General features: G+C 61.3%; 14 protein-coding genes. 9 read left to right on the top strand and 5 right to left on the bottom strand.

Annotation, left to right across the window (positions count from 1 at the left end; genetic code table 11):
- The first annotated feature begins 205 nt into the window (after positions 1–205).
- The 8 genes from J3P97_RS26105 to J3P97_RS26070 all read left to right on the top strand — a co-directional run bounded on the left by J3P97_RS26105 (position 206) and on the right by J3P97_RS26070 (position 9,397).
- Positions 206–982 carry a gamma-glutamyl-gamma-aminobutyrate hydrolase family protein gene (locus J3P97_RS26105; RefSeq protein WP_434602180.1) on the top strand — a complete coding sequence of 259 codons (777 nt, stop codon included), beginning with the start codon at positions 206–208 and terminating at the stop codon, positions 980–982.
- A 40-nt stretch (positions 983–1,022) separates the two neighbouring features.
- On the top strand, positions 1,023–2,381 hold the full coding sequence (locus J3P97_RS26100) for a glutamine synthetase family protein (protein WP_434602179.1): 1,359 nt from the start codon (positions 1,023–1,025) through the stop codon (positions 2,379–2,381).
- 57 nt (positions 2,382–2,438) lie between these two features.
- On the top strand, positions 2,439–3,803 hold the full coding sequence (locus tag J3P97_RS26095; protein WP_434673074.1) for an aspartate aminotransferase family protein: 1,365 nt from the start codon (positions 2,439–2,441) through the stop codon (positions 3,801–3,803).
- Between the two features lie 198 nt (positions 3,804–4,001).
- Entirely contained in the window at positions 4,002–5,099 is a 1,098-nt protein-coding gene (locus J3P97_RS26090) for a polyamine ABC transporter substrate-binding protein (RefSeq protein ID WP_434605230.1), read from the top strand.
- Between the two features lie 185 nt (positions 5,100–5,284).
- Complete coding sequence (locus J3P97_RS26085; protein ID WP_434673073.1) at positions 5,285–6,382, top strand: polyamine ABC transporter substrate-binding protein; 1,098 nt, start codon at positions 5,285–5,287, stop codon at positions 6,380–6,382.
- Between the two features lie 71 nt (positions 6,383–6,453).
- On the top strand, positions 6,454–7,596 hold the full coding sequence (locus J3P97_RS26080; RefSeq protein ID WP_014340741.1) for an ABC transporter ATP-binding protein: 1,143 nt from the start codon (positions 6,454–6,456) through the stop codon (positions 7,594–7,596).
- Positions 7,593–8,513, top strand: a complete 921-nt coding sequence (locus J3P97_RS26075; protein WP_434571068.1) for an ABC transporter permease subunit — start codon at positions 7,593–7,595, stop codon at positions 8,511–8,513. Before J3P97_RS26080 ends, J3P97_RS26075 begins: the two co-directional genes overlap by 4 nt.
- On the top strand, positions 8,510–9,397 hold the full coding sequence (locus tag J3P97_RS26070; protein ID WP_305498066.1) for an ABC transporter permease subunit: 888 nt from the start codon (positions 8,510–8,512) through the stop codon (positions 9,395–9,397). Before J3P97_RS26075 ends, J3P97_RS26070 begins: the two co-directional genes overlap by 4 nt.
- Before the next feature lie 191 nt (positions 9,398–9,588).
- Here J3P97_RS26070 and J3P97_RS26065 read toward each other — a convergent pair whose 3' ends face one another.
- From J3P97_RS26065 to J3P97_RS26050, 4 genes are all read right to left on the bottom strand, one after another.
- Entirely contained in the window at positions 9,589–9,930 is a 342-nt protein-coding gene (locus J3P97_RS26065; protein WP_014340738.1) for a carboxymuconolactone decarboxylase family protein, read from the bottom strand.
- A gap of 90 nt (positions 9,931–10,020) precedes the next feature.
- Positions 10,021–12,429 carry a penicillin acylase family protein gene (locus tag J3P97_RS26060; protein ID WP_434673072.1) on the bottom strand — a complete coding sequence of 803 codons (2,409 nt, stop codon included), beginning with the start codon at positions 12,427–12,429 and terminating at the stop codon, positions 10,021–10,023.
- 344 nt (positions 12,430–12,773) lie between these two features.
- Positions 12,774–14,774, bottom strand: a complete 2,001-nt coding sequence (locus J3P97_RS26055; RefSeq protein ID WP_434674590.1) for a type III effector — start codon at positions 14,772–14,774, stop codon at positions 12,774–12,776.
- 135 nt (positions 14,775–14,909) lie between these two features.
- Positions 14,910–15,398 carry a CesT family type III secretion system chaperone gene (locus tag J3P97_RS26050; protein WP_434654857.1) on the bottom strand — a complete coding sequence of 163 codons (489 nt, stop codon included), beginning with the start codon at positions 15,396–15,398 and terminating at the stop codon, positions 14,910–14,912.
- A 149-nt stretch (positions 15,399–15,547) separates the two neighbouring features.
- Here J3P97_RS26050 and J3P97_RS26045 point away from each other — a divergent pair, with 149 nt between their 5' ends.
- Positions 15,548–16,666 carry a transglycosylase SLT domain-containing protein gene (locus J3P97_RS26045; RefSeq protein ID WP_434627264.1) on the top strand — a complete coding sequence of 373 codons (1,119 nt, stop codon included), beginning with the start codon at positions 15,548–15,550 and terminating at the stop codon, positions 16,664–16,666.
- 161 nt (positions 16,667–16,827) lie between these two features.
- On the opposite strand, the gene J3P97_RS26040 is transcribed toward J3P97_RS26045, so the two are convergent.
- Entirely contained in the window at positions 16,828–17,985 is a 1,158-nt protein-coding gene (locus J3P97_RS26040) for a serine hydrolase domain-containing protein (protein WP_434673071.1), read from the bottom strand.
- Between the last annotated feature and the right edge of the window lie 157 nt (positions 17,986–18,142).

Genomic DNA, 18,142 nt, shown 5'->3' with positions numbered 1-18,142 from the left:
GAAGTCAAGCAGGGCCTTTTTTGCCCTAAAAAAGCACCTGCAGGGCTTTTTTGAGGCAATTTGGGGCGTTTTTTTCCCTTTGAGGGGCTTGTCCCCCGCAGGCTTGAGCGGGCCGTGTTGTATTTTTTACGGGGGTGTTGTGTAAAAAAATGAACAAGGCTAAGCTCGATTCAAACCCATAACAGCAATAATACCGGGGTGCTTCATGTCTCGCCTGCCGTTAATCGGCATCACCACCTGCTCCAGGCAGATCGGTCTGCATGCGTATCACACCACTGGCGACAAATATGCGCGGGCTGTCGCAACGGCCGCCAAGGGCTTGCCGGTGCTGATCCCGTCCCTGGCGGATCTGTTTTCCCCGTCCGATATTCTGGACGCCCTGGACGGTATTCTTTTTACCGGCTCCCCTTCCAATGTAGAACCTTTTCACTACCAGGGCCCGGCCAGCGCGCCAGGCACCGCTCATGATCCTGCACGGGACGCCATTACCCTGCCGCTGATCCGCGCAGCGGTCGACGCGGGCGTTCCGGTGCTGGGCATCTGTCGCGGTTTCCAGGAAATGAACGTTGCCTTTGGCGGTAGCCTGCATCAGAAAGTTCATGAAGTCGGAACCTTCATCGATCATCGTGAAGACGACACCCAGCCGGTAGAGGTCCAATATGGTCCTGCCCATGCCGTGCATGTCCAGCCTGGCGGTATCCTCGCGTCTTTAGGGCTGCCGCCGCAGGTCGAGGTCAACTCGATCCACAGCCAGGGCATCGAGCGCCTGGCCTCGGGGCTGCGGGCCGAAGCGCTGGCGCCGGATGGCTTGATCGAGGCCGTCTCGGTGGTACAAGGCAAGGCTTTTGCTTTAGGAGTGCAATGGCACCCTGAATGGGCGGTAGGCTCCAACCCGCACTACCTTGCGATTTTCCAGGCATTTGGCGATGCCTGCCGAGCAAGGGCAACACAACGCGACGCCGATGCGTCAAACAACGCCTGACGACTAATAGCAGTCAGGAAACTCACGCCTAGAGGCATTTATGAGTAACAACCTCGACCAGCTCACCGATTGGTTGAAAGACCACAAGATCACAGAAGTCGAATGCATGATTGGCGACCTGACCGGCATTACCCGGGGCAAGATCTCGCCGACCAACAAGTTCATCGCCGAAAAAGGCATGCGCCTGCCCGAGAGCGTTCTGCTCCAGACCGTAACGGGCGACTATGTCGAAGACGACATCTATTACGAACTGCTCGACCCCGCCGACATCGACATGATCTGCCGCCCGGACGAAAACGCAGTCTTCCTGGTGCCTTGGGCCATCGAGCCCACCGCCCAGGTGATCCACGATTCTTACGACAAGCAAGGCAACCCCATCGAGCTGTCGCCGCGCAACGTACTGAAGAAGGTGCTCAAGCTCTACGCCGACAAGGGCTGGCAGCCGATTGTCGCGCCGGAGATGGAGTTCTACCTGACCAAGCGCAGCGACGATCCGGACTTTCCGCTGCAACCGCCGATTGGCCGTTCCGGTCGCCCGGAAACCGGTCGCCAGTCTTTCTCGATCGAAGCGGCGAACGAATTCGACCCGTTGTTCGAGGACGTCTATGACTGGTGCGAATTGCAGGAACTGGACCTCGATACCCTGATTCACGAAGACGGCACCGCGCAGATGGAAATCAACTTCCGTCATGGCGATGCACTGTCGCTGGCCGACCAGATCCTGGTGTTCAAGCGCACCATGCGCGAGGCGGCGCTCAAACACGATGTGGCCGCCACCTTCATGGCCAAACCGATGACCGGCGAGCCGGGCAGTGCGATGCACTTGCACCAGAGCATCATTGACAAGGAAACCGGCAAGAACGTCTTCTCCAACGAAGACGGGACCATGAGCGAGCTGTTCCTGCACCACATCGGTGGCCTGCAGAGATTCATCCCCGAGCTGCTGCCGCTGTTCGCCCCCAACGTCAACTCGTTCCGCCGCTTCCTGCCCGACACCTCGGCGCCGGTGAACGTCGAATGGGGCGAAGAAAACCGCACCGTGGGCTTGCGGGTTCCGGACGCCGGGCCGCAGAACCGTCGCGTGGAAAATCGCTTGCCGGGCGCCGACGCCAACCCGTACCTGGCGATTGCCGCCAGCCTGCTGTGCGGCTACATCGGCATGGTCGAGGGCATCGATCCGAGCGCGCCGGTAGTCGGCCGTGGTTATGAGCGCCGGAACCTGCGTTTGCCGCTGACCATCGAAGATGCCCTGGAGCGCATGGAAAACAGCTCCACCATCGAGAAGTACCTGGGCAAGAAATTCATCACGGGCTACGTCGCGGTCAAGCGGGCCGAGCATGAAAACTTCAAGCGCGTCATCAGTTCGTGGGAGCGGGAATTCCTGCTCTTTGCCGTCTGATGCGCCGGGCGGGGCCGCCGAAAGCCCCGCCCCCAATGGAATAAAAGGAGAATCCGCATGACCCGCAACAACCCGCAAACCCGTGAATGGCAGGCCCTGAGCAGCGATCACCATCTGGCACCGTTCAGCGACTTCAAACAGCTCAAAGAGAAAGGCCCGCGCATCATCACCCACGCCAAGGGCGTGTACCTCTGGGACAGTGAAGGCAACAAGATCCTCGACGGCATGGCCGGCCTCTGGTGCGTGGCCGTCGGTTACGGTCGCGATGAGCTGGCGGATGCCGCCAGCCAACAGATGCGCGAGCTGCCGTACTACAACCTGTTCTTCCAGACCGCCCACCCGCCGGTGCTCGAACTGTCAAAGGCCATCGCCGACATCGCCCCGGAAGGCATGAACCACGTGTTCTTCACCGGCTCCGGCTCCGAAGGCAACGACACCATGCTGCGTATGGTCCGCCACTACTGGGCGATCAAAGGGCAGCCGAACAAGAAAGTCATCATCAGCCGCAAGAACGGTTATCACGGTTCGACCGTGGCTGGCGCGAGCCTGGGTGGCATGACCTACATGCATGAGCAGGGCGACCTGCCGATCCCGGGTATTGTCCACATCGCCCAGCCGTACTGGTTTGGCGAAGGCGGCGACATGAGCCCCGAAGAGTTCGGCATCTGGGCCGCCAATCAACTGGAAGAAAAGATCCTCGAGATCGGCGTCGACAACGTCGGTGCGTTCATTGCCGAGCCGATCCAGGGCGCCGGCGGCGTGATCGTGCCGCCGGATACCTACTGGCCGCGCATGAAGGAAATCCTCGCCAAATACGACATCCTGTTCGTGGCCGACGAGGTCATCTGCGGTTTTGGCCGCACGGGTGAGTGGTTCGGTACCGATCATTACGGGTTGAAACCGCACATGATGACCATTGCCAAGGGCCTGACCTCGGGTTACATCCCCATGGGCGGCCTGATCGTGCGCGACGATGTGGTCGCGGTGCTCAACGAAGGCGGTGACTTCAACCACGGCTTCACCTACTCCGGTCACCCGGTGGCCGCTGCGGTGGCCCTGGAAAATATCCGTATCCTGCGCGAAGAAAAGATCATCGAGCGCGTCCACAGCGAAACGGCACCGTATTTGCAGCAGCGCCTGCGGGAACTGAACGATCATCCGCTGGTGGGTGAAGTGCGCGGCGTCGGTTTGCTGGGGGCGATCGAACTGGTCCAGGACAAGGCCACGCGCAAACGCTACGAAGGCAAGGGCGTGGGCATGATCTGCCGGCAGTTCTGCTTCGATAACGGGCTGATCATGCGTGCGGTCGGCGACACCATGATCATTGCGCCGCCGCTGGTGATCAGCAAGGCCGAGATCGACGAATTGGTGGCCAAGGCGCGGCAATGCCTGGACCTGACGCTCGGTGCGCTGCAAGGCTGAGTGCTAGGCTCTGTGCGAGGTGCCGACATGGGCCTCGCCCGGTGTGAATAAAGGCTGGGCTTGTGTTGAAAGCCTGCCCTGTAACTTGCCAGACTACCCCTGCTGTTCAAGTTGCCAGAGAGCCGGCTACTGAACCGTGGCCAAGAAGAATAACTGGAGCACTTTTTCATGAAGGCAATAAGCATGAAGACATTAGGTATGAAGATAGCTGGCAAGACCCTCCTCGCCATGTCCCTGGCGGGTGTGATGGCGGGCGCCGTCCAGGCGGACGACAAAGTGCTGCACGTCTACAACTGGTCGGACTACATCGCGAAGGACACGGTCGCCAAGTTCGAAAAGGAGACAGGGATCAAGGTCGTCTACGACGTCTTCGACAGCAACGAGACCCTGGAGGCCAAGCTGCTGGCGGGCAAATCCGGCTATGACATCGTCGTGCCGTCGAACAACTTCCTCGCCAAGCAGATCAAGGCCGGTGTCTATCAAGAGCTGGACAAGTCCAAGCTGCCGAACTGGAAAAATCTCGACACCGACCTGCTCAAGGCCGTCGGTGATGCCAGCGACCAGGGCAACAAACACGCCTTCCCCTACATGTGGGGCACCATCGGCATCGGTTACAACCCGGAGAAGGTCAAGGCCGCATTGGGCGTCGACAAGATCGATTCCTGGGACACCCTGCTCAAGCCGGAGAACATCGCCAAGCTCAAGAGCTGCGGCGTGAGCTTCCTCGATTCGCCGACCGAAATGATTCCGGTGGCCTTGCACTATCTGGGCAAGCCGACAGACAGCACGGACAAGGCTGATCTGAAAGCCGCCGAAGACCTGTTCCTCAAGCTGCGCCCATCGATCGGTTACTTCCACTCCTCCAAGTACATCTCGGACCTGGCCAACGGCAATATCTGCGTGGCCGTGGGTTACTCGGGTGATATCGAGCAGTCCAAGAGCCGTGCTGCCGAGGCTGGCGGCAAGGTGAAAGTGGCCTACACCATTCCGAAGGAAGGTGCCGGTTCGTTCTACGACATGGTCGCCATTCCCAAGGATGCCGAAAACGTCGAAGCCGCTTACAAGTGGATGAACTTCATCATGCAGCCGGAAATCATGGCGGAGATCACCGACGAAGTACGTTTCCCTAACGGCAACAAGGCCGCCACCCCGCTGGTGGACAAGGAAATCTCCGGTGACCCAAGCATTTACCCATCGGACGAAGTGAAGGCCAAGCTCTACGCGATTGCCGACCTGCCGGCCGCGACCCAGCGGATCCTGACCCGCAGCTGGACCAAGATCAAATCCGGTAAATAAAGCCGGCTTGAAGCAATCTCCTGTTGTCGACGTCGTCACGGCGGCGGCAACAGGCGCAATTAAATAACTAAAAGTTTTGCTGGATCGGTTTATCGAGGGTAAGTTGCGCGCCGGTTTTGTTGCAGGGCATTTCGTTGCCCGGTAACGGGGGCAACTTGGGCCCAACTATTTAAGAGGACCTCCACGTGCCTGTCTTTTCTTTGTTACGCAACGCTTTGCTGGTCGGTGCCGGCCTGACGCTCGCCGTCGGTGTCCAGGCCGCCTCCACCGTGCATATTTATAACTGGTCGGACTACATCGGCGAATCCACCCTGGCGGACTTCGAGAAAGCCACCGGGATCAAGCCGGTCTACGACGTGTTCGATTCCAACGAAACCCTGGAAGGCAAGTTGCTGGCCGGTCGTACCGGTTACGACGTGGTCGTGCCGTCCAACCACTTCCTGGGCAAGCAGATCAAGGCCGGTGCGTTCCAGAAGCTCGACAAGGCGCAATTGCCCAACTACGCCAACCTCGACCCCGCGCTGCTCAAGCGCCTGGAGAAAAACGACCCGGGCAACCAATATGCCGTGCCTTACCTGTGGGGCACCAACGGCATCGGCTACAACGTCGAGAAGGTCAAGGCGGTATTGGGCGTCGAGAAAATCGACTCGTGGGCCATGCTGTTCGAACCGGAAAATATCAAGAAGCTCTCCAGCTGCGGTGTTTCGTTCCTCGATTCGGGCGACGAGATGATCCCGGCCATGCTCAATTACCTGGGCCTGGACCCCAACAGCCAGAACCCTGAAGACTACAAGAAGGCCGAGGCCCAGCTCCTCAAGGTCCGGCCTTACGTCACCTACTTCAATTCCTCCAAGTACATCTCCGATCTGGCCAACGGCGAGATCTGCGTGGCCGCCGGTTTCTCCGGGGACATTTTCCAGGCCCGCGAACGTGCCAGCGAGGCCGGCAAGGGCGTCGACATCGCCTACGTGATTCCCAAGGAAGGCGGCAATCTCTGGTTCGACATGCTGGCGATCCCGCGCGACGCCAGCAACGCCAAGGAGGCCCATGCGTTCATCAACTACCTGCTCAAGCCTGAGGTCATCGCCCAGGTGAGCGACGTCGTCGGTTACGCCAACCCGAACCCGAAGGCTGGCGAACTGATGGACCAGGAAGTACGCACCGACGAAGCGGTCTACCCACCGCAAGCGGTCGTCGACAAGCTCTATGTCAACTCCGAGTTGCCGCCCAAGATCCAACGACTCATGACCCGCAGCTGGACCAAGGTCAAGTCGGGTAAATAGCGTTCAACGCTCTAACTTTCAGAAGGTTCGCCCGTCTTGGGCGAGCTGCAAATTTTGTGGGAGTTTCGTAAATGGCAGTTGCCTCCGGCGCCTATAAGAAAGCCCTCGAGGGCGACCAGACACCCAAGCAGGTGCTGGTCAAGATCGACCGGGTCACGAAGAAGTTCGACGAGACGATTGCCGTGGACGATGTGTCCCTGGAAATCAAGAAAGGCGAGATCTTCGCCTTGCTCGGCGGTTCGGGATCAGGCAAATCCACCTTGCTGCGCATGCTGGCAGGTTTCGAGCGGCCCACGGAGGGGCGGATCTTCCTCGATGGCGTGGACATCACCGACATGCCGCCCTACGAGCGGCCGATCAACATGATGTTCCAGTCCTACGCCTTGTTCCCCCACATGACGGTGGCGCAGAACATCGCCTTCGGCCTGCAACAGGACAAGATCCCGAAAGCCGAGGTCGATGCCCGCGTGGCCGAGATGCTCAAGCTCGTGCAGATGAGCCAGTACGCCAAGCGCAAGCCGCACCAGCTCTCCGGCGGCCAGCGCCAGCGCGTCGCCCTGGCCCGTTCCCTGGCCAAGCGGCCGAAGCTGCTGCTGCTCGACGAGCCGATGGGCGCCCTGGACAAGAAGCTGCGCTCGCAGATGCAGCTTGAGCTGGTGGAGATCATCGAGCGGGTCGGCGTGACCTGTGTAATGGTGACCCACGACCAGGAAGAGGCCATGACCATGGCCGAGCGCATCGCGATCATGCACCTGGGCTGGATTGCCCAGATCGGCAGCCCGATCGACATCTACGAAACCCCGACCAGCCGCCTGGTCTGTGAATTCATCGGCAACGTCAACATCTTCGAGACCGAAGTGGTGGACGACGCCGAGGGCCACGCGGTGCTGACCTGCAAGGACCTTGATCGCAATATCTACGTCGGCCACGGCATCAGCACTTCGGTGCAGGACAAGTCCGTGACCTACGCCATTCGCCCGGAGAAGCTGCTGGTCACCTCCGAGCAGCCAACCTGCGAGCACAACTGGTCCAGCGGTAAGGTCCATGACATTGCCTACCTGGGCGGCCACTCGGTGTTCTACGTCGAATTGCCAAGTGGCAAGCTGGTGCAGTCGTTCGTCGCCAACGCCGAGCGCCGCGGCCAGCGCCCGACCTGGGGCGACCAGGTGTTCGTCTGGTGGGAAGACGACAGCGGCGTGGTGCTTCGCTCATGAACATGCGCAAGCTCAAACGCCGACTCGCTCGAATAACGCCCGGTGGCCGTCAGCTGGTCATCGGGGTGCCCTTCATCTGGTTGTTTCTGTTCTTCATGCTGCCGTTCTTCATCGTCCTGAAGATCAGCTTCGCCGAAGCCGACGTGGCCATCCCGCCGTACACCGAGATCTACAGCTACGTCGACCAGAAGCTGCAAGTGCTGCTCAACCTCGCCAACTACGCGATGCTCAGCGAGGACGAACTGTACATCGCCGCCTATCTCGGCTCGCTGAAGATGGCCCTGATCAGCACCGTGCTGTGCCTGCTGATCGGCTACCCGATGGCCTACGGCATCGCCAACGCCCGCAAAGAGATGCAGACGGTGCTGGTATTGCTGATCATGATGCCGACCTGGACCGCGATCCTGATCCGCGTCTACGCCTGGATGGGCATCCTCAGCAACAACGGCCTGCTCAATGGCTTCCTGATGAGCATGGGCTGGATCAGCGAGCCCTTGCAGATCCTCAACACCAACCTGGCGGTCTATATCGGCGTGGTTTATTCCTACCTGCCGTTCATGATCCTGCCGCTGTACGCCAACCTGGTCAAACACGACCCGAGCCTGTTGGAAGCTGCGTCAGACCTGGGTTCGAGCACGTTCAACAGCTTCTGGAAAATCACCGTGCCGCTGTCCAAGAACGGCATCGTCGCAGGCTGCATGCTGGTGTTCATCCCGGTCGTGGGTGAGTTCGTGATCCCGGAACTGCTGGGCGGTCCGGAAACGCTGATGATCGGCAAGGTGCTGTGGCAGGAGTTCTTCAACAACCGTGACTGGCCGGTGGCATCCGCCCTGGCGGTAGTGATGCTGGCGATCCTGATCGTGCCCATCATCCTGTTCAACCGCAGTCAGGCCAAGGAAATGGAGGGCAAGGAATGAAGCGCTTCAGTTTTTCAAGCCTGATGCTGGTGTTGGGGCTGTTATTCATCTATGCGCCGATGCTGATCCTGGTGATCTTTTCGTTCAACGCCTCGAAACTGGTGACGGTGTGGGGCGGTTGGTCGGTCAAGTGGTACGTCGGCCTGCTGGACAACTCGCAACTGATGGGCTCGGTGGTGCGTTCGCTGGAGATTGCCTGCTACACCGCGATCGCCGCGGTGGCGCTGGGTACGCTGGCGGCCTTCGTGCTGACCCGTATCACCCACTTCAAGGGCCGCACGTTGTTCGGCGGCCTGGTCACCGCGCCGTTGGTGATGCCGGAAGTGATCACCGGCCTGTCGCTGTTGCTGCTGTTCGTGGCGATGGCGCAGATGATCGGCTGGCCACAAGAGCGTGGCATCGTCACGATCTGGATCGCCCATACGACGTTCTGCGCGGCCTATGTGGCGGTGGTGGTCTCGGCGCGCTTGCGTGAGCTGGACCTGTCCATCGAAGAGGCAGCCATGGACCTCGGTGCGCGGCCGTGGAAGGTATTCTTTTTGATCACCATCCCGATGATCGCGCCATCGCTGGCGGCGGGCGCGATGATGTCGTTCGCGTTGTCCCTCGACGACCTGGTGCTGGCAAGCTTCGTCTCCGGTCCTGGCTCGACGACGTTGCCGATGGAAGTCTTCTCGGCGGTACGCCTGGGGGTCAAGCCGGAAATCAACGCGGTGGCGAGCCTGATCCTGCTGGCGGTGTCGCTGGTGACCTTCCTGGTCTGGTACTTCAGCCGCCGCGCCGAAGAAAACCGCAAGCGAGCGATCCAGCAAGCCATCGAGGAAAGCGCCGCCGACTCCTGGAAACAACCGCAGGTGCGCCGGCCCGAGACCACTTCGGCCTGATTGAGGAGCGGAACCATGTGGGAGCGAGCTTGCTCGCGATAGCGATATTACCGTCAGTGAAGAGGTTGACTGTCAGTCCGTCATCGCGAGCAAGCTCGCTCCCACAGGTTTTATGTTGTTCCTAACTTTGCGACCTGGCTCAGATCCCCTGTGGGAGCGAGCCTGCTCGCGAAGGCGATAGCATCTGCCGGCTACTTCTTCAGCGCGTCATGGGCCTCCAGCGCCCGCAGCGAATAAATGTAAGCCGCGCCGGCGTTCAGCGAGACCGCCGTCGCCAGGGTCGCGGCGATTTCCTCGCGAGTGGCGCCGGCCTTGATGGCGGCATCGGTGTGCACGCCGATGCAACCATCACAGCGAGTGGTGATCGCCACGGCGATGGAAATCAGTTCGCGGGTCTTGGCATCGAGCACATTGTTCTCGGCCGCCGCTTCATCCAGGGCCATGTAGGCCTTGACCATTTTCGGATTGCTTTTTCCCAGGGCGCCAAAGGCGCTCTTGATGGTGGGCAGCAGCTCGGACCAGTTATTGAACATTGCATGGACTCCATTGAGGTAAACGGGGTTTGGGCCCCTGTAGTCTTGACCATCAATGGCGATCGAGCCTGCCGACGGTCAAGAAAGGATTCAGGGCTGTGCCCTGGCGGGCAACAGTTTCAAGGTGCCGCGGGTGTTGGCCGTGACTTCCTCCGCCGCGAGGTGGGCCTGGTGATACAGCCCTTCGATGTAGGCATCGGCCTGGTCTTCATAATGTTTGTCGAACGGCACGCCGCTCTGGCCGACCGGATTGATGGTGACGCTGTGGGTCGGGTCGGCGAAGTCGATGATGCGTCGAGTGGAGGGGCCGTAGGTCACCGGCCAGGGCGCCGGGCCGATCCTGGCCGAGAGGTTGTTGGGTACTTCATGGGTACCGGGGGCGGCGAACGGGCCGACGTTGAAGACCCGGTCCAGCGGTTTCTGCTGGCCCAAGGGATGTCCGTGGGTCAGGGTGTGGGCCTTGCCCCATTGCCATTGGCTGGCGTCTTCGCCCAAGGTGGCCTTCAAGTGCACCAGGCTTTTGTTCCACGCCTTGATCACCGTATCGGTACGGGTTTCAGTGCCCAACGTCGAGCGGTCGTCCCACCAAGGCGAGTCTTTTGCGGCGGCCAGGCGTGGCAGCGCGGCATCTATCACCCGGGTCGACAGTGCGGTTTCGAAGAAACCATCGCCCAGTTCATCGCGCAGGGCCGCGTTGGCCAGCTCGAACAGGAACTGGTTGAACAGCGTGGCGTTGACGGAATCCAGCGGGTAGTCGCCCTTCCATTCAGCCAGTTGTTCAAGCCACTTGCGCTCCTGGGGGTCGCTGACCGCTTCGCGCAGTATCGGCAACAGCGGCGCAAGCAGGCGCGGGCCATAGGCCGTGGTAGTGCCCAATTGCAGCTTCTGGGTGGTCTGGATATCCCATTTGGCCTGTTTTTCGCTCAACTGCCGATCCAGCTCCTGGCCCCGGTCGGCCAGGTTGTAATAGCCGGGAATCTCGATCCCGCTGGCCGGCACCGGCTGGAAATTTGCCGAGAGAACGTATCCCCTGGCCGGGTTCTCCTCCTGGGGATTGCTGGTGAAAGGCTGGAAGCCCGGTTTTTCCGCGTCAGCGCTACCGCCATCGAGAATAAAACCGGGCTTCACTCCCTCCGGGCGCTTGGGCAACTGCGCCGCGGCCCACCAGCCGATATCGCCCTTGGCGTTGGCCCAGACCACATTCAGGCCCGGCGCGTGAATCCTGGCCGACGCGCTGCGAGCCTTGGCGAGGGTGTCGGCGCGGTTGAGCTGGTAAAAGGCTTCGAGGATCGGGTTGCGGGTTTCCAGGAACCCCCACCACATGGCGATCGGCGTCTTGCCGGCATTGGCGCCGAGGGCATCGTTGACGATCGGGCCATGGGGCGACTGGCGCAGCACCAGGGTCAAGGGTGCCTGGCCTTTGACGGCGATCTGCTGTTCGCTGCGGGTCATGTCCACCCATTGGTCGCGATACCAGACCTGTTCGGGGTTGTCCGGGTTGGTCTTCTCGGCGATCAGGTCCAGGTCGTCGTTCTGAAACATGGTGATGCTCCAGCCGAAATCCTTGTTCATGCCCAGCGTCGCAAAGGGCACCAGCGCCTGGTATTGGCCGTAGAGCTCGAAACCCGGCGCCGACAAATGCGCCTCGTACCACACCGACGGCGCGGAAAAACGGATATGCGGGTCACCCGCCAGCAAGGGCTTGCCGCTGTGCGTGCGGCTGCCGGAAACCGCCCAGGCGTTGCTGCCTTCGAACTGCGGCAGGCCATTTTCGGCCAGGGCCTGTTCGCTCAGGCGCGCCAGGGCGTTGAGGTCTTTCCAGTCATTGCTGGTCAGGGACGGACCGCTTGCGGGATCTTGTTGAAGGACGCCCTGAGGCTGCCAATCGAGGTCGAAGATATTCAGGTACTCGGCACCGAGTTTGTCACGCACGTAAGTCAACAGCGGTTCGGTGCGAAAGGCGGCGGCGAAGCTGTACGCCATGTAGCCGATGATGCTGGCGGTGTCTTCAGCGGTGAAGGGCCGCTTGGGAATGCCCAGCACATCGAACTCCAGCGGCCGCGTATGGGTTTGCTGGTAGGTATTGATGCCGTCCAGATAAGCCTGCGTCGCGATCCACGCCGGCGACTGGCGATCCTGCTCGGCTACATGGCTGGCGGCGCGTTCGCGGATGCGCAGGCTGCGCATCAGCTTGTCGGTGTCGAGCAGCTTCGGCCCGAGGATCTCGGCCAGCTCGCCACGGGCGAGGCGGCGCATCAGTTCCATCTGGAACAGCCGATCCTGGGCGTGGACATAACCGAGGGCGCGGTACAGGTCGGTTTCGTTCTCGGCGCGGATATGCGGCACCCCACGTTCGTCGTAGCGCACCGTCACCGAGCCTTGCAGCCCCTGCAGCTGCACGGTGCCCTGGCGGGTGGGCTGCTTGCTGTAGAGGTAGCCGCCCGCGACGATGATGGCGGTGACAACCAGTGACAGGAAAGCGACGAGCAGGCGTTTCATGGTCATTCCTTATGCGAGTGGCAGCGGTCCCGTTGGTCCCCTGTTTAACACGCGAGCGCTTCCCGACGCATCGTTCCTCGGGAGGATTTTTCCCAACTCGAGCGAATCCCCGTGGCGAGGGAGCTTGCTCCCGCTGGGCTGCGCAGCAGCCCCAGAAGCCAGGCACCATGGTAATTCAGTCATACCGCATTGGCCGGTTTACGACTGCTTCGCAGCCGAGCGGGAGCAAGCTCCCTCGCCACGGGGGCGGTCGGAGTATGTCGCGAGGGCTGGCGCAGGGAAGTTCCTGCGGCCAGCGTGGAAGGAGGGATGCCGGGCCACCGAGCGATGGTCCGGCGGCTTTCTCAGTTAGGTCGAGGGGTGGGTGTTGGTTCGTTGGACGGTCCGCTCTGTGGCGGGGCTTCGCCGCGTTCTGCCAGCTCCATGTTGTCGCCAGCGGGCGCTTTTTTCCGATTCGTTACCAACCCCTTGGCAAAGTCGGAGGTGATGTTGAGCGCGGAGAGGCTGCCCTGCGGAACAATCTGGGTCAGCCCGCGGGTGACGTGATAGACGTTCTCCAGGTCGCGGGTCAAGCCTTCGGTCTGGGTGTGTGGCAGGGTGTCCCGGTTAGGGTTGGTTACGTTCTGCCACGGTACCTGCGCCCGCTTGGCAAGGTCGTCAGTGCCGTCGCTCAGTGCCTTGTTCTCGAGCGGTGCCGCCACGCTGTTGGCAAAGAATGGGAGCAGCGTCAGGCCGGACGAGAAGAAGGTAGTGACGATCTGCTCCATTTTTTCTTTGACTTCAGGGTCTTCACCCACCGCGGCGGCATCCCCAACTCCGGTGCGCATGGCGATCCCTGGGCCCACCCCCACGATCCGGTTGGCCAAGTCACTGACATTGGCCATGCTGATCGGGTTGAGCTTGCCAGTCGCCTCGGCAAACGCCTTGGGCAGGAGTTCTTTCCACTCGCGGTTTTCCTTCGTGACGCGGTAGGTGGGGATTTGCTCATCGCCATGGGTCTGGGCATATTTGGCAACCGCCTGTCCGCCCGCCATGAAGGTGCCGCCTACCGCAGAGGCGACACTGCGAGCCGCGATACCGGAGGCGTTGACGGACGTGAACTGATCTATCGTGTCCCTCACCGCATGAGCCGCGCCGAAGGCGAGGTAACCGGTGAAGTCGCCGCTCATGGTGCCAAAATTGTTGGCGTTCTGTTTGAGTTTGAAATCGGCTCGCTTTTCGCTCTGTGTCGCGTCGATGGTCTCACGTTGGGCGTTGGCAACCCGGCGTCCGTTCACGGTGATGTCTTGCAGGGCCTTGGGGTATACCGCCAGCGGGTCGACCTTTTCCAGCCCCCGGCCGATCGTCTTGTCGACGACGACCTGGACAAACGGGCGCAGGCCATCGCTGATTACCTTGTGGGCGGTACCCAGGACGGTTGACGTCGCCGCCACATGTTTCCCGAAGGACTGGTCCGCCATCGCCTCGTCGATCGCCGCGGTGGCGGCGCCGAAGTGTCCGGCAGACGCGAGGCCTTGGGGGATTCCTGCGTCGGCAAATACAGCCAGGCCTGTCACGAAGCCGCTGTGGGTCTTGAGTTCGGCCACGTAGTCCTGGCGTGCGACGTTCTTCAGCGCGGTGTCCAGCACCTCGTTTTTTTTCGTCGCCGCTGCCAGCTTGCTAGGTTTGTCGTCCTCCTTCTTCAGCAACCCGCCAAGCTCTTTGTTGACCTCACGCAACTGGCCTAACTCATCCCTCGCCTTGTCTCGATCGGCCTGGGGAAGGCTCTCGTTGTTCGCCGCTAGTTGCGCGTGCTCGATCCGGCTTTCCATGAACGTGTTCAGCCGCTGGGGCATGTCCTGCGTCATGGCTTGCGTGACGCCTTTGGCATAACCGCGAAAAGCTTCATGACTGCTGCGCAGCAGCTTGAGATCGCCTTCTCCCGGGGTTTGATCGATCACTTCCTGACACAGCGAATGATAGGCACCGAGGGTATTACCAACGCGTTCGCAGTGCTTGTCCCAGACCGCTTTGAAACCTCCGCTCTCTTCCCTGTCGCCCTCGTTCTTGGCCAGGTACTCGTTGAAATCCTTGGCGAATGCTTCGGTTTCTTCCTGGCCTGACAGCATCGGGTGGGGCGTGCCGCCGAGTTCGGCGAGGTGCTTCTGGATGTCTTGAAAACTGGTCCCTGGTGCGAAGTCCAGCACGGTGGCCTCCAGCGCCATATGCTGCCGCGCATAACCGATGGGGTCGTTATCAGGGCTTTTCTTGCCGAGGTCCTTGATCAATGCGGTCAGGCGATGCTGCCTGGTCTTGAGCGTGTCCTGGGTCTTGTCGCTCGCTTTCCCTTCAAAGTGGTAAGGCACCAAGGGCGTGGTGGATGGGCGGACCTGATCGGACAGGCTGGGTCTTACCGGCGTGATCCGATCGTCCTGTTGGGGTAACGGCGCCGAACTTGAGGTTCCGCCTACTGATACTGCTGGCATGTCGTGTTCTCCTTCCTAGATCGACAGGGCGTTGTTGAGCCCTGCGCTACGCGGGGTGGGTTTGGGCTGGGCGGTCTTGGCGGTGTCGTCTGGGCTGGCACCGTCGAAGAAATAGCCATCGCGCCAGATCAGCGCCATGTCGGCGGCACCCCCCATCAGCCCGAGCAGGCGCTCGGCTGTGAGGCCGTCCAGCGGGACGTGGCCGATCAGGACCACCTGTTTGCTGTCGCGGTTGTACGACAGCGATGGACAGAACGCGCCGCTGAGCAGATACAGGTTGGTTTCCAGCAGCCGTTGCAGGACCGCTTCGCGATTCGCCACGGGCAGGGGGCCGAAGCCGCAGTAGATAAAAACGTCTCCCTCGCCCACGCCAGGCGTGTGCTTCAAGGAAAAGTCCACATCCTTGACCGACAGGTTCGCCTCTTCATAGAACGCTGACGGGCTGGGAATCATCGTGAGTTCGCACAGCTGATCGATCAGCTTGCAATAGGTGGGTGACGCCATGATGGACCTCGCATTGTCATTCAGGCACCGACGAGCGCCTGCTGCCCCTGATGAGTGACAACCGAGGCATTTCGGTTCCACTGACCGGTGGAACCGCTGGCCGGTGATCTGCCACCCAATGGCGCCACCTCATTCAAGGTTGACCGCCCATGTCCCGATCACTTGCATCTTCGCCAGCTCTGCGATCCATCCCCAAAGGCTTGTCCATGCTGGCCATGGGGACCTTGCTGTACGGATGCCAGCATCTCGAACCGCAGTTGACCATTGGCGACCGTTTCGCCAACGAGCCTTACCGCGCGCAGCTACGCTGGCTTGAGCCGGCGCCCACGGACACGATCATCGAGATTGGCGAGTCATCCCCGCAAAGCGGCGGCAGCCTGTGGGCGCGCATGCGCCAGGGATTTTCCTTGCAGACCCGAACCCAGGGCGTGGCCCGCATCGACGAGCAGCGTCGCTGGTTGATGGAGCGCCCGGCTTTTCTTACCCAGACCGGCCGTGCCGGTAGCCGTTACCTGCACTTCATCGTGGGCGAGCTGAACAAGCGCAACATGCCCCTGGAGCTGGCTTTGCTACCGGCAATCGAAAGCGGGTTCAATCCCAATGCACGTTCGCCTGCGCAGGCGTTGGGGCTCTGGCAGTTCATTCCAGCCACCGGACGCCGTTACCAATTGCAGCAGCATGGTGACTACGATGAGCGCCGGGATATTCCATCCTCCACCCGGGCTGCCCTGGATTACTTGTCTTACTTGCACGATTACTTCGACGGTGACTGGCTGCTGGCGCTGGCTGCCTACAACGCCGGGGAAGGACGGGTACGCGACGCCATCACCCGTAACCGCGCCCGTGGCCTGGCGACCAGTTACTGGAATCTGTCGCTGCCCGGCGAGACCCAGAATTACGTGCCGCGGCTGCTGGCTTTGTCGCAACTGATCAACACTCCCGCAGACTACGGCGTGAGCCTGGCCCCGATTGCCGACCAGCCGTACTTCCAGATGGTCGCCTTGGCGCAGCCGGTGGACCTGGCGCAGCTGGCGCAGTTATCGGGGGTGCATGAGCGGGAGTTGCGCATGCTCAACCCGGCCGGCCGTGGCCGCGTAAGGGGGCGTCTGCTGATGCCGGTGGAAGCATCGCGCAAGTTGCTGGCGCAACCGGACATGATCGCCAAGGCCGCGTTGCCCCGGGTCGGCGATGGCGAAGAGCAAGTGGTCGCTTCGCCAGATACGGTCGAGCCGCAGGTGGCCGAGGCGGCAGTGCCACCTGGGGTGTGAGCGCACTGATGCAAATAGGATTCGCTTGTCGATATTTAACCCGTGGCGAGGGAGCTTGCTCCCGCTTGGGTGCGTAGCGCCCATCAGACAAATGGGATTGCTGCGCAATCCAGCGGGAGCAAGCTCCCTCGCCACGGATTGACCATCGCCGATTTCGGATTTTACAAACAATCCATCACGACATTCGCCAGGCCGCGTGCGCGAGGGTCCATCAGGACGTAGGAACCGATGGTGTTGCAGGCGAAGCCGAAGGCCACGCCGCGCTCCGGGTCGGCAAAGCCGATGGTGCCACCGGCGCCCATGTGGCCGAACGCGCTCGCTCCCATGCCGTAGCTGCCGTTCGCCACGTCCGGCTGATCGAGCATGATGCCCAGGCCGAAACGGGTGGCTGTCTGGATCGTCGGGTCGTATTCGGCGCTGTGCTCGCACAGCATTTCGTTGAGCAGCGGTGATTCCAGCAGGCGTCCGTCCAGCAGGCCGGCGTAGAACGCCGCCAGGCTGCGGGCGTTGCCGTGGCCGTTGGCCGCCGGCTGGGTCATGCGCTTCCAGCCGATTTCGTTACTGCGCCCCAGCACCATCGGCGGATTGGCGAAGGCCAATGAACTCATGGCCGTCGGCTCGTTGAGCACGAACTGCAGCACTCGACCAAAGGCCTCGTCATCGACGTCGTCCTTGGTGCGCGCCATGTAGGCGCATCGAGCGATGTCCGCGTCGTCCAGGCCCATAAGGAAATCCAGCCCGAGTGGCAGCGCCACCCGCTGGTGGATGCTTTGCGCCGGGGCCATGCCATCCACCCGGCGCAGCAATTCACCGAGAATCCAGCCGAACAGCAGCGGCGAATAGGTCTGCTGCTTGCCGGCGTCGGCCCAGGGCCGCTCCTCGGCGATCAGGTCGATCATGGTGTCCCAGTCATAAAGCGTTTCGGGCGCCAGGGGAGTGCGCAACGCCGGCAGCCCGGCGCGATGGCACAGTACCTGGCGTACGGTGATGGACGCTTTGCCGGCGTTGGCGAATTCGGGCCAGTAGCGGCAGACCGGCGTGTCGAGGTCCAGGCGTCCTTCGCCCACCAGCTGCATGATCGCCACTGCGGTGAACGGCTTGGTGCAAGAGAACAGGTTGAGCAGGGTGTCGCGCTGCCATTGGACGTCCGGTTCCGGCCCGGCAATTCCAGCCCACAGATCGATCACCGTTTCGCCGTCGATCTGGATGGACAGGGCGGCGCCGCGTTCGAAAGGGCTTTTCATCAGTTGGATAAAAGCCTCTCTGACCGGCTCGAAGCGAGGGTCACAGTGGCCATGGATGGCAAGTGCATGCGTCATGTCAGCTCCACGCGGGGTTGGGTTTCCCCTTGAGTGACGCTGGCCGGGCAAACGGTTCATCCGGTGGCAGGCAATAGGGGGCTGGTGGGCTGGTGGGCGAGCTTGCGCTGGCAGGGATCTTTTTACGCCAGTCCAGCCACTCATGGGCAACGATTCC

This window comes from Pseudomonas sp. R1-15 (assembly GCF_051132085.1).
In the GTDB taxonomy this organism is placed as follows: domain Bacteria; phylum Pseudomonadota; class Gammaproteobacteria; order Pseudomonadales; family Pseudomonadaceae; genus Aquipseudomonas.
This window is presented reverse-complemented; position numbering and strand designations above follow the sequence as displayed.